The organism is Macrococcoides caseolyticum, assembly GCF_002902665.1.
In the GTDB taxonomy this organism is placed as follows: Bacteria; Bacillota; Bacilli; order Staphylococcales; family Staphylococcaceae; genus Macrococcoides; species Macrococcoides caseolyticum.
In genome coordinates this window covers 83,168-95,503 of sequence record NZ_PPRM01000008.1, presented here as the reverse complement: position 1 = coordinate 95,503, position 12,336 = coordinate 83,168, and the positions used below count along the sequence as shown (strand labels likewise).

Below are 12,336 nucleotides of genomic sequence, written 5' to 3'. Positions count from 1 at the left end.
TTGGTACTCTTTTTTTATGAGATGGAGGTTTGTGAAATGGAAATGAATGTAGGGAAAATCGTCAATACACACGGTGTGAAAGGCGAAGTAAAGATTTTAACGGCATCTGATTTTGCCGCAGAACGTTTTAAGCCAGGTAAGGTGCTGATGATCCCATTTAAAAATGAGCGAGTTACGCTTACAATCAAATCGTATCGTACCCACAAAAACTTCCATATGATAGCATTTGAAGGTTTGAATAATATAAACGATGTAGAAAAGTATAAGGGCCTGGATGTCTATCAGGAGATTGAGAATGAAGATATTATATTGGACGAAAACGAATACTTCTATTCAGATATTATTGGGTGCACTGTGTTTGATGGCGAACGCGAAATCGGTATTGTGAATGATATCTTTGAAACAGGAGCGAACGATGTATGGGTCGTTCAAGGAGATAAAGAATACTTGATTCCGTATATTGAAGATGTTGTTAAGTCAATCGATATTGATAATAAAAAAATCATCATCGAAGCGATCGAAGGGTTATTATAATGAAGATTGATTATTTAACATTATTCCCTGAAATGTTTGACGTACTGAATCATTCTATTATGAAACGTGCACAGGAAAAAGGAATTGTAGAGCTGAACACAGTGAACTTCAGAGATTATTCAGGTAATAAACATAACCAGGTGGATGATTATCCATATGGCGGAGGGCAAGGTATGGTTCTAAAGCCAGAACCGATATTCAATGCAATGAATGCCATTGATAAAGCGAGCAAGACACGTGTTATCCTTATGTGTCCGCAAGGAAAACCTTTCACGCAGCAAGTTGCTGAATCGTTAGCACAAGAAGAGCACCTTGTATTTATTTGTGGTCATTATGAAGGATATGATGAACGCATACGCGAGCATCTTGTAACTGATGAACTCTCTATCGGTGATTATGTATTAACCGGTGGAGAACTTGCAGCAATTACAATGACAGATGCAATCGTGAGACTGATCCCTGAATCAATAAAAGAAGAAAGTCATCTGGATGATTCATTCTCAACTGGATTACTTGAATACCCACAATATACGAGACCTGCTGACTATAATGGAATGAAAGTACCGGATGTACTGCTTAGCGGTAACCATAAGCATATCGAATCATGGCGCCATGAAATGCGCTTGAAGCGTACTTTTGAACGCAGACCAGATTTATTAGAACACTACCCACTGACTCAGTCAGATAAAGAATATTTAGAACATCTTAAACGTGATAAATAGATGTCAATATATATTGCTTTACACAGTGAAATATGATATTATTTTAAAAGTGTGAATCACACATAAATCACTATGATCCGCTGAGCGAAGACTTAAGAACATAGGCAGAAGGAGAAGATAAAATGAATAACAAATTAATCGAAGCAGTGACAAAAGAACAATTACGTACAGACATTCCTGCATTCCGTCCTGGTGACACTTTAAAAGTTCACGTACGTATCGTTGAGGGAACTCGCGAACGTATCCAGGTTTTCGAAGGTGTAGTAATCAAACGTCGCGGTGGTGGAATTTCTGAAACTTTCACAGTTCGTAAAATTTCATACGGTGTTGGTGTTGAACGTACATTCCCTGTACATACACCTAAGATCGAGAAAATTGAAGTATTACGTCGTGGTAAAGTACGTCGTGCTAAATTGTACTACTTACGTAGCTTACGTGGTAAAGCTGCACGTATTAAAGAAATTCGCTAATATTAGACAAACAGAGCTAGAGACTTATGTCTCTAGCTCTATTTGTTTAAATAACGAATATATAAGAAGGTAAGAAGCATGCCTATAATAGAAATTATCTGCATTAACTGGAAATATGGTGGTGTATATTTAATCGTTATATGTTTTGTATCAGCATCAACCTTAACGGCCGTCATTAAATAGTTCCCTTCAGAAATCTGAGCTTTTTTACCATCAGCTTCAGCAGTCATACCTTCTAAAAATGGAACGGGTATAACCACATAGCCTGCTTTATGCTGAGCAAGTGTAATTTCCATCTTGTCTTTATTCTTCTTAAACAAATGTGTATTTGTATTCTTTGATGCTTCTGTTAATTGTTGATAATCCTCTCCATATATTCCAAGAAGTTTATAGTTATAAGTACCTGTCTTTAATTTTAGATCGATAATATTTGTTGCTTTGACTTTTAACGTGATTACAGGATTAAATCGGCGATAATCATCATTCAAAGGTTTTCTTGACTGATAAATTTCATTGATCCAGACATAATGATAATCTGTTGCTGTCTTTGATTCAATCTTTAAAGTTACATATAGATCCTTATATTTATTGATTTTCTTGCTATCAAGTTTATAAGTGATGCCGCCGTTTTCCTGATTCACAATAAGTTTATTCCCCTGAAGTATCGCATTACGCAATTGTGGCTCTGCATCTTTCAGTAAGTTCTTCTGTGTTTTAATCTTGCTGTCGCCCTTACCTTCAAGTACGACACCATTTAGCATTGCATGCTCTCTATCTATAGGCTGATTCAGTTCTTTTGTATTATATACTTTATCGGTGACACGAACGAATGGAAGTCTATGAGTATTATTATAGACATAGTACTTTTGCGACAGATCATTCTCAGCATAAAGATTACCACGAGCATACCCATAGGGGATAGTCATCGTTTCATTGATTCTGATAATCTGATTGACATTAAACAAGCTATTTAAGTTTGCACGTTCACCAAGACGATAGTAAATAGAGTTACTATCGGTATCCATCGTAATATTTAGATCTTTGTCATAGAACTTATAGATATCTTTGTTGAAGATACTTGAATATAATTTTATCCCATTGAACTGCATTAACATAGGTGTATTATGTGTGATCGAGGTCTGCCAGTCAATACGGTCACCCGGCTTTTGTACCGCTTTAATTTCATCGATAATTCTATTTTGAATCGGTGATTGATAAGTTTTACCTGTAATATATTCGATATTTCGCTCCTTTTCAGGATGCAACGTATCAATCTGTTCGGTCATATATTCATATACAAAGAAATTGGTCATGATAAAAATAACGGCATGTGTGAGTATATACAGATATCTTTTTTTGTTATAGATATAAAATCCAGTCAGTATACAGAATATTGGAATATAGATCAGCCAGATCAGAAACTTCTCGTGACCAATTACAGAAACAGGATAGATGAATAGTGCCGGTATTAAAGAAATTAGAAATGACTTCATTTTAAGTTCGCTTAATTTATCAAGATAGATCGCTGCTAGAACGGAAGTCGTAAATACAAGTAGATAGACCCATCTTCTCTGATCGATTGAGAATCCGTTAAAGAAACTATCAAAATATGGGCTTAAAGAACCGATCATAAAGATAATAGAAAGTATCGCATAAAGTCTATAATCATAATGCTTATACAATACAAACGTCGCTAAAGCGATAACAGCCACTGCTGAAATAACGACATAATAGCCATCGTAGAATAAATTATAGAAACCGACCATGTCAATGATAGGATTGAGCTTAATCGAGGGTAGTGTTCTGTCATTCATTAAATAGCTTGTAGCACCAGTGAAAAATCCGACACTGCTGACCATCAGTGCAAGGATGCCACTAATGCTACCTGTAATCAGCTTGTCTTTTAAGCGCAATAGATCATCATCTTTACTGAAGATCGATCTATATAAAAAATATACAGATACGAAAATAAATTCATAGTAGCTAAAATAAAAGTTAGCATGCAGTGTCAGTGCAACTGCAATTATAAAAAGAAGTGGCTTTCTTTCTCTGAATAGTCGTTCGAGACCAAAGATTGTCATTGGGAGCCACAGCATTACATCACTAAAGAAGCTCCATGTAAATGTAAAGAAGTAGTACACTGTTGACCAGCCATAAATAAAACTGCCGGTAAATGCGGCATAGCGGTTTATATTCATATATCTTAAAAATTTATAAGTCACAAAAAATATAAGTGATAGTTTGATGATTGAAATGAAAATTTGATTTTTTGCCCAGAATACTGGGTCAGTCACATCATAGGATAAAAAAATATCTCCAATATAGATACAGATAAAATTTAAATATGTTATCGGCGATGTAGAATAATAATAAGAAAGACTTTTAAAAAAGTCTCCACCGATGCCAAAGTCCATATCATAGAAGAAATGAAAATGAGAGAACTTATTATAAAGATACATCTGAAATGGCAGCATCTGTGCGATACCATCACCCTTGCCGGTGAACAACGTCCCACGGTCAAACATACGAAAAAGGACGATACTATGTGCAATACATGCACATAGTATTGAAACAAGCAATATAGATATATTGGGATAACGCTTAAATCTTTGTCTCATCTTTAGTTAACCTCGTAAATTTAATGTAGAGTACAGCCAGGATGATACCCATCAATGACAATACTATCATGAGATAAAAGTATGGAGGCGTGTATTTTAGGACAACTTCCTTTGTGTCCTTGGTTACTGGGATCGTTGTCATAATATAATTGCCTCGTTTTACCTCTGCTTTCTTTCCATCCACGTAAGCCTTCATGCCATCACGATGAATGATAGGAACAACCATCGTGCCATCTTTAGAAGATTCTAGGGTGATAGTCATTTTATTACCTTCATCTTTAAACTTATAGTCGATTGCTTTCTTTATACTCTTCAGCTGTTTATAATCTTCACCATAAATACCGTTGATTTTCAGTTTATAAGTACCAGGTGTCAGACCGATTAGAATCTTTCCGTTCTCAGGTGATTTTACACGATACAGCAAATCATCATAATGTGTACGATACTTACTTGTCTGGAAAAGACGATTATTGGCATATTTGTTCACATTAATCTGATGATTTGTGATAGGTGAAATGATTTCAACGTGCATATCGACATAGAAGTCCTTGTATTGTTGCTGTAAGTTTCTAGGGATTTCGATGATTAATCCACCACTTGGAGGATTGACTTTAAGCTTCTCGTTCTGGGTAAGCCAATTTGACCCGCTTGTATTGATGTCTACCTTATCGATTAAATTTTTATTTTTCTTGAAAGGATAGCTTGTAGGTTCGTCTTCTGAAACAATACCTTCCATCATCGCATGTTCTCGGTCGATAATTTCGGTGATATCCCTAGTATTGACAAATTTATTTGTAATCCTGACAAAAGGAATGGTCTGTGTGTTCTCATAAACTTTATATTTCCCGTCATTCTGAACGAGTTTAAAGTTTTCAGGTACGTCAGACTGATATGCTTTACGAACGAGATACTTGACATTGAACAATGATTCAAGGTTGCTTCTTGACTGGAAGGTAGAGTATCGACTGACTGACTCCTCCTTCAGATTAATCTTCATGTCCTTAAAATAGAAATCGACTAAAGCACCATCGAATATACTTGAATACAGACTTACACCTTTAAACCCTTGATACATCGGTGTGTTATCTTGTTCAAGCACCCTCCAGTCGATACGTTCGTCAGCTTTCGTCTTTTGTTTTAGCTGATCGATAATGTGCTGCTGCAAAGGTGAATCATAAACACTTGATACAATATAGTTCATCTTCGCACGATCATTGATACCCGGATTATAATTATCCAGTTTATTATGCACTCGAATGATGTCCCAGTTGAAGATAAGAATTAGGATAATCATAGAAATATAGAGCGCCTGCTGCTGTTTTTTATCCTTTACGATCAATACTAATAATCCGATGATAGTGATGATCGGAACAATATATACCCAGCTCACCGCTTTATGAATCATAAAATGACTCGCAAAGACAATCGATATCCCAGGAATAATGGAGATGAGATAATGTTTTACAGTGATTGTTCTAAAGTGCATCAAATACATTCCAATCAGACCGCTTGTGAAAAAAGAGATTAAATAATGCCAGCGTTTTTGCGGAGCGCTGAATCCATTGAATACAGTATCTATAAAGGGTGTAAGGCTGAAACACATAAAGATAATCGACATGATACTAAAGAATCTGTAAAAATAATTATCATATAATTTAAAGGTAAAGATGGCCTGAACCGTTAAGAATAATACAATGACTAAGTAATTGTCATAGAAAATATTTGCATTTTGATCAAAAGAATCAAATAAAGAAATACCCGCTTTATATGGCGCACGTTCATTTTGTAGGAAGCTCTTAACGCCATAGAAGAAGAACACACTGCTGATTAATAATCCGATAATCGACATGATAATGAAATGAAGCCACTGTGTTTTACGCGGCACGACATCATATTTTGATCTGAATATATTTCTTGCAATAAAATAGATAAGCCCTGCAAGCAGGTGATAATATGCGAAATAGAAATTGTTGATAAATATAAGTGCTGCTGCAATGATAAATATAGAGTGTTTCTTATTCTGAATGAAATATTCAATCCCAAGCAACATAAGTGGTAAAAAAATAAAGACATCGCTAAAAAATGACCAGTACAAAGTAAATCTGAAATATATAGCGGACATGACAAATAAAAAGGCAGCAAGCATAGCTGATGATCTTTCCAGACGAATCTTTCTAAAGTATAGGTAACTGAAAATAATAGCGATAGCAGATTTAACGATAGAAACGTAAAAAGCGTTTTTGGCCCAAAAGGAAATACTATCCGTTTTAAAGTTGAAAAATAAATCTAGAAACGAGACGCATATGATGTTTATAAAGTAAATAATATTTGTTGAATAGTAATATGATAAATCTGTAAAATAATCTCCACCGAGACCGAAATCCATACTGTAGAAGAACTCACCATTAATAAATTTCTTATAAAGATAAAGCTGCATCGGTAGCATTTGTTCTAATCCATCATTTGGACCTGTAAAAATTGTACCATCCTGCAAAAAACGGTAAATATAATAACTATGCCCAAAGACAGCAAGCATCAAGGCAATTATTGGAATAAATATTTTTCTGTTGTTTTTCATCATTTACTCCTTTGTTAAGATATAAGTTGTAACGAAATAAGTAATAGGTATCGTAAATACTAATGCAGGGAAAGGGGCATAAACATTATTGAAGTGTGATAGGTCTACAAATATAAAGAGCAGCAATGTCTGTATGCCCATATTTACAACCTGTGTCAAGGGAAACTGGATCAACTTTTTTAAAGTTGGTTTTACTTTATATACAACATAACAGTTTAAAAAATAAGAAATGATAAATGACACGAGAAATCCCGTTAGATGACTCGATAAATAACCTAAATGTAAAACCTTTAATAATAGTAGATAGACAAGGTAATAATTGATTGTATTAACGACACCTACGATGACAAACTTGATCAGCCGGCTGTAACGATTTATCATATGCGTGTTCTCACTTTCTCCTGTATATCACTTTCTCTAATATTAGTTTCGCTAATGATGTAGTGAGGTCGACCTTTTGTCTCATAATAGATCCGACCGATATATTCGCCGATAATGCCAAGGCCAAACAGTTGAACGGAACCAAGAAATAATACCGATGCAATGATTGTGAAATATCCAGGGGACTCTACGCCGTGGCGCATAATTTGTATGAAAGTGATCAATATATAGAGTAAACATAATGTCATAGTGAGTGCGCCAAAATGGAAGCAAAGACGTAATGGTTTATTGTTATAGCTGATAATACCGTCAATTGCATAATCGATCAGTCTTTTTGGAGAGAATGAAGACTGACCTTCAAAACGTTCGATATTTTTAAAGTTCAATGTTTTTTTGCTGAAACCTACCCATTCAAATATTCCTTTAGAAAATCGGTTATATTCTTTTAAGGAAAGGATGCTATCAATCACGCGTCTTGAGATAAGCCGAAAATCACCTTCACCATCTGTCAGCTGAATATCAACTGCATTGTTAATAATTTTGTAAAATAACTGAGTTGGGTATTTTCTGATAGCATGCTCTCCTGAACGGTCTCTGCGCATGACCACCTGGTCATACCCTTCTTCATAATAATGAATCATCTCCGGTATGCGTTCAGGAGGGTGTTGAAAATCAGCATCTAAAATAACAGCACAGTCTCCACGAGCTGCATTGAGTCCAGCAATCATGGCAGACTCTTTACCGAAATTACGAGAAAAGGAAATATACCTTATTTGAGGAAAAAGGATTGCCTGCTCTTTTATGATTGATAAAGAACGATCTTTACTTCCATCATTGACGAGTATGAGTTCATAGTTATAGTTGTTATTATGCATCACAGCATCAATCTGTTCAGTAAGTAGCTGGATATTCTTCTCTTCATTATAAATTGGTGCAATGAGTGAAATTAGCATAAAGACTCCTTACGTAATATGTTAAAATATTAATTATAAATCATAAAGATATTTTAACATACAATGAAGTAAAGCGTACTTTGTATGATGATTAAATCAAATAACTGGAAAGAAGTGAAATTATGGCAATACAATGGTTCCCAGGACATATGGCAAAGGCAAGGAGAGAAGTTACAGAGCAGCTTAAGCTCGTGGATGTAGTATTTGAGCTTGTTGACGCACGTATCCCTTACTCTTCACGTAACCCGATGATTGATGAAGTAATCAAGGATAAACCGCGTGTCGTATTATTAAATAAGATGGATATGGCAAATTTAAATGAAACAAAAAAGTGGATGTCATATTTTGAGGAACAGGGCTTTTATCCTGTGCTCATTGACAGTAAAAATGGTAAAAATTTATCTCAAGTTACGAAAGCGGCAGAAATCGTTACGCAAGAAAAGTTTGAGCGCATGAAGCAAAAAGGGTTACGCCCACGTGCAATTCGTGCAATGATTGTCGGCATTCCAAATGTGGGTAAATCAACTTTAATTAATCGCCTTGCAAAGAAATCAATCGCAAAGACAGGGAATATGCCAGGGGTTACAAAGAAACAGCAGTGGATTAAGGTTGGAAAGACATTGGAACTATTAGATACACCCGGGATTTTATGGCCAAAGTTTGAGGATCAGACCGTCGGTAAAAAACTAAGTTTAGCAGGTGCAATCAAAGATAGCATTGTTCATCTAGATGAAGTCGCTATATATGGGATCTCATTTTTGCAGGAAAGAGACCTGAACACATTTAACAAGCACTATAATATTGATGTCACAGCAGATACGCCGTATATTGAAGTATTTGATGCGATCGGCAGAAGTCGAGGTCTAAAGTTAAAGGGTAATGAAATAGATTATGAATCGGTTGTAGAATTGCTTATAAGAGATATACGTAACGAAAAAATTGGAAAATATACATTCGATCATATTTCAATGTTAGAGGTTGATGATGAAGAGTAATGACTACACAATCGCTTTACTTAAAGAAAAGGTAAGAGAGATGAATCAAGCAGAACTTATTGATTTTTTTGAAGAAGAGTCGAGAAGTGGCGCGTTAAAAGTGAAGCAGACGAGAGTAAAACAAATAGCGCAGGAAACTCAAGCGATACACGAATATGAACAAATGCTCGAATATGAACGTCGCTATAACGGGAAAGTCGTTTGTGGTATTGATGAGGTTGGACGTGGTCCATTAGCGGGTCCAGTTATCGCATGTGCTGTCATCTTAAACGATGGCCATCACTATATTGGGTTAAATGATTCGAAACAGTTATCAAAGCACAAGAGGGCATCGCTTTATGAAGCATTAACACAGTCGGTTACATATGCGATAGGTGTAGCAAGTGTGGAGGAAATTGATAAATTTAATATATATGAAGCAACGAAACTTGCGATGCATAGAGCGATAGATAAGTTACCCGTAAAGCCTGACGTACTACTGATAGATGCGATGAAACTGAATACAGGTTTAATTGAAGAATCAATCATTAAAGGTGATGCTAAAAGTGTTTCTATCGCTGCAGCAAGTGTGATTGCGAAAGTTTATCGCGATCACCTGATGGAAGAGATTCATGAGGAATTTCCTTACTATAATTTTAACCGTAATGCTGGATATGGTACTAAAAGACATTTAGATGGTTTAATGCAGTATGGGATAACTGCGCATCATCGCAAATCATTCGAGCCGATTAAATCAATGATAAAAACAGAAGAACACGCAAAGACAATTACGAAACTGTCGTAATTGTCTGTTTTTTAAGCGTTTGCGGTTTACAATAGCGCTTTCATTTTTTATAATTGGAACGTAAGCTAAATTAATGCGCATTATAGGAGGATGGACAATGAATATCCATGAGTATCAAGGGAAAGAAATTTTTCGCTCTATGGGTGTAGCAGTTCCGAACGGTTCTGTTGCTTATACACCTGAAGAAGCAGTTGAAGTAGCTAAAGGTCTAAAAGAAGGGGTTTACGTCGTTAAAGCTCAAATTCACGCTGGTGGCCGTGGTAAAGCTGGTGGTGTTAAGATTGCAAAATCTTTAGACGAAGTTGAAAGCTACGCGAAAGAATTACTTGGAAAAGTATTAGTTACGCATCAAACTGGTCCTGAAGGTAAGGAAGTTAAACGTCTTCTTGTTGAAGAAGGATGCGATATTAAAAAAGAATATTATTTAGGGTTCGTACTAGACCGTGCTACAGATAGCGTAGTATTAATGGGGTCTGAAGAAGGTGGAACTGAAATTGAAGAGGTTGCTGAAGCAACGCCTGAAAAAATCTTCAAAGAAGTGATCGATCCAGTTGTTGGATTAATGCCTTATCAGGCACGTCGTTTAGCATTTAACATTAACATTCCGAAAGAATCTGTAAATAAAGCAGTAAAAATTATGTTAGGTTTATATGATGTATTCATGAAGAAAGATGCATCTATTATTGAAATTAACCCGCTTGTAACGACAGGCGACGGTGAAGTGTTAGCGCTTGATGCTAAAATCAACTTTGATGCAAATGCATTATTCCGTCAAAAAGACGTGATGGAATTACGCGATTTAGATGAAGAGGATCCAAAGGAAATTGAAGCATCTAAATATGATTTATCGTATATCGCTTTAGATGGAAATATCGGTTGTATGGTAAACGGTGCCGGTCTTGCAATGGCGACGATGGATACAATTAATCATTTCGGCGGAAATCCGGCGAACTTCCTTGATGTAGGGGGCGGCGCAACGAAAGAGAAAGTTACTGAAGCATTCAAGATCATTTTAGGTGATGAGAAGGTTGAAGGTATTTTCGTTAATATCTTCGGTGGCATCATGAAGTGTGATGTTATCGCTGAAGGTGTTGTTGCAGCAGCGAAAGAATTAGAATTAACAATTCCATTAGTAGTACGTTTAGAAGGTACAAACGTGGATCAAGGTAAAGAAATTCTAGGTAATTCAGGATTAGCAATTACACCTGCAAGCACAATGGCTGAAGGTGCACAAAAAATCGTTGAATTAGTAAAAGAAGCTAAATAGGAAGCGGGGATAATCGTGGGAGTATTTATTGATAAAGATACGAAAGTAATCGTACAAGGTATTACAGGATCAACAGCATTATTTCATACGAAACAAATGATAGAATATGGTACTAAAATTGTTGCAGGTGTTACACCGGGCAAAGGTGGCATGGAAGTTGAAGGCGTACCTGTATTCAATACAGTTGAAGAAGCAGTAAAAGCTACAGGTGCTACAGTTTCAGTTATTTATGTTCCAGCACCATTTGCTGCAGATGCAATTGTTGAATGTGTTGATGCAGAATTAGATTTAGCAATTTGTATTACTGAACATATTCCGGTCTTAGATATGGTTAAAGTAAAACGTTATATGCAAGGTAAGAAAACACGCTTAGTTGGACCAAACTGTCCAGGTGTTATTACTGCAGATGAATGTAAAATAGGAATTATGCCAGGATACATTCATAAAAAAGGACATGTGGGCGTTGTCAGCCGTTCTGGAACATTGACGTATGAAGCAGTGCATCAGTTAACACAAGCAGGTATCGGTCAAACAACAGCTGTAGGTATTGGTGGAGACCCTGTAAACGGTACAAACTTCATCGATGCGTTAGAAGCGTTTAATAATGACCCTGAAACATTAGCTGTTGTCATGATCGGTGAAATTGGTGGAACAGCTGAAGAAGAAGCTGCTGAATGGGTTAAAGCGAACATGACGAAACCTGTCGTAGGCTTTATCGGCGGTCAGACAGCACCTCCTGGTAAACGTATGGGACATGCTGGTGCAATCATTTCAGGCGGTAAAGGTACGGCTGAAGAAAAGATTAAAACAATGAACGCTTGCGGTATTAAAACTGCAGCGACTCCTTCTGAAATTGGTTCGACATTAATCGAACGTATTAAAGAAGAAGATGGCTTATATGACAAATGTTTAACAGTTAAATAATATAGATTCCGGGCGACCCATCATTTATTTATAGGTCGCCCGGAATTTTTTTATTAATATTTACAAATATTAATATTTAGATGAAAGGAAATTAAAGAACACCTATTAGA

At 36.1% G+C, this 12,336-nt stretch carries 11 protein-coding genes; 7 read left to right on the top strand and 4 right to left on the bottom strand.

Translation table 11 applies throughout. The features are described from left to right. The first annotated feature begins 36 nt into the window (after positions 1 to 36). The 3 genes from rimM (at position 37) to rplS (ending at position 1,726) form a co-directional block, all read left to right on the top strand. Positions 37 to 534 (top strand): ribosome maturation factor RimM, encoded by a 498-nt coding sequence (gene rimM, locus CD152_RS02000; protein WP_086038558.1) that lies wholly within the window; start codon positions 37 to 39, stop codon positions 532 to 534. Next, complete coding sequence (gene trmD / locus CD152_RS01995) at positions 534 to 1,256, top strand: tRNA (guanosine(37)-N1)-methyltransferase TrmD (protein WP_103214302.1); 723 nt, start codon at positions 534 to 536, stop codon at positions 1,254 to 1,256. The genes rimM and trmD overlap by 1 nt, the downstream gene beginning before the upstream one ends. A gap of 122 nt (positions 1,257 to 1,378) precedes the next feature. Beyond that, complete coding sequence (rplS, locus tag CD152_RS01990; RefSeq protein ID WP_012656731.1) at positions 1,379 to 1,726, top strand: 50S ribosomal protein L19; 348 nt, start codon at positions 1,379 to 1,381, stop codon at positions 1,724 to 1,726. 38 nt (positions 1,727 to 1,764) lie between these two features. Here the strand turns inward: rplS and CD152_RS01985 are convergent, their stop codons facing one another. The 4 genes from CD152_RS01985 to CD152_RS01970 are packed head-to-tail and all read right to left on the bottom strand — an operon-like array spanning position 1,765 to position 8,256. Next, complete coding sequence (locus CD152_RS01985; protein ID WP_103214301.1) at positions 1,765 to 4,344, bottom strand: YfhO family protein; 2,580 nt, start codon at positions 4,342 to 4,344, stop codon at positions 1,765 to 1,767. Further along, complete coding sequence (locus CD152_RS01980; RefSeq protein WP_232237477.1) at positions 4,328 to 6,922, bottom strand: YfhO family protein; 2,595 nt, start codon at positions 6,920 to 6,922, stop codon at positions 4,328 to 4,330. The genes CD152_RS01985 and CD152_RS01980 overlap by 17 nt, the downstream gene beginning before the upstream one ends. Before the next feature lie 3 nt (positions 6,923 to 6,925). Next, positions 6,926 to 7,303: a GtrA family protein gene (locus tag CD152_RS01975; protein WP_103214299.1), complete on the bottom strand. Its 378-nt coding sequence runs from the start codon at positions 7,301 to 7,303 to the stop codon at positions 6,926 to 6,928. Further along, positions 7,300 to 8,256 carry a glycosyltransferase family 2 protein gene (locus tag CD152_RS01970; protein ID WP_012656735.1) on the bottom strand — a complete coding sequence of 319 codons (957 nt, stop codon included), beginning with the start codon at positions 8,254 to 8,256 and terminating at the stop codon, positions 7,300 to 7,302. Before CD152_RS01970 ends, CD152_RS01975 begins: the two co-directional genes overlap by 4 nt. Positions 8,257 to 8,378: 122 nt before the next feature. On the opposite strand from CD152_RS01970, the gene ylqF reads away from it, so the two are divergent. The 4 genes from ylqF to sucD all read left to right on the top strand — a co-directional run bounded on the left by ylqF (position 8,379) and on the right by sucD (position 12,226). Beyond that, positions 8,379 to 9,251 carry a ribosome biogenesis GTPase YlqF gene (ylqF, locus tag CD152_RS01965; RefSeq protein WP_103214298.1) on the top strand — a complete coding sequence of 291 codons (873 nt, stop codon included), beginning with the start codon at positions 8,379 to 8,381 and terminating at the stop codon, positions 9,249 to 9,251. Further along, positions 9,241 to 10,035, top strand: a complete 795-nt coding sequence (locus CD152_RS01960) for a ribonuclease HII (protein WP_103214297.1) — start codon at positions 9,241 to 9,243, stop codon at positions 10,033 to 10,035. Before ylqF ends, CD152_RS01960 begins: the two co-directional genes overlap by 11 nt. A 97-nt stretch (positions 10,036 to 10,132) precedes the next feature. Next, the gene (sucC, locus tag CD152_RS01955) at positions 10,133 to 11,302 is read left to right on the top strand and encodes an ADP-forming succinate--CoA ligase subunit beta (protein ID WP_012656738.1); all 1,170 of its coding nucleotides are present in this window, start codon (positions 10,133 to 10,135) and stop codon (positions 11,300 to 11,302) included. A gap of 15 nt (positions 11,303 to 11,317) precedes the next feature. Next, the gene (gene sucD, locus CD152_RS01950) at positions 11,318 to 12,226 is read left to right on the top strand and encodes a succinate--CoA ligase subunit alpha (RefSeq protein ID WP_012656739.1); all 909 of its coding nucleotides are present in this window, start codon (positions 11,318 to 11,320) and stop codon (positions 12,224 to 12,226) included. The last annotated feature ends 110 nt before the right edge of the window (positions 12,227 to 12,336 follow it).

Excerpts from the sequence above, each read along its gene's own strand:
- rimM (WP_086038558.1), top strand. The coding sequence starts at position 37 with ATGGAAATGAATGTAGGGAAAATCGTCAATACACACGGTGTGAAAGGC.
- trmD (WP_103214302.1), top strand. The coding sequence starts at position 534 with ATGAAGATTGATTATTTAACATTATTCCCTGAAATGTTTGACGTACTG.
- rplS (WP_012656731.1), top strand. The coding sequence starts at position 1,379 with ATGAATAACAAATTAATCGAAGCAGTGACAAAAGAACAATTACGTACA.
- CD152_RS01985 (WP_103214301.1), bottom strand. The coding sequence starts at position 4,344 with ATGAGACAAAGATTTAAGCGTTATCCCAATATATCTATATTGCTTGTT.
- CD152_RS01980 (WP_232237477.1), bottom strand. The coding sequence starts at position 6,922 with ATGAAAAACAACAGAAAAATATTTATTCCAATAATTGCCTTGATGCTT.
- CD152_RS01975 (WP_103214299.1), bottom strand. The coding sequence starts at position 7,303 with ATGATAAATCGTTACAGCCGGCTGATCAAGTTTGTCATCGTAGGTGTC.
- CD152_RS01970 (WP_012656735.1), bottom strand. The coding sequence starts at position 8,256 with ATGCTAATTTCACTCATTGCACCAATTTATAATGAAGAGAAGAATATC.
- ylqF (WP_103214298.1), top strand. The coding sequence starts at position 8,379 with ATGGCAATACAATGGTTCCCAGGACATATGGCAAAGGCAAGGAGAGAA.
- CD152_RS01960 (WP_103214297.1), top strand. The coding sequence starts at position 9,241 with ATGAAGAGTAATGACTACACAATCGCTTTACTTAAAGAAAAGGTAAGA.
- sucC (WP_012656738.1), top strand. The coding sequence starts at position 10,133 with ATGAATATCCATGAGTATCAAGGGAAAGAAATTTTTCGCTCTATGGGT.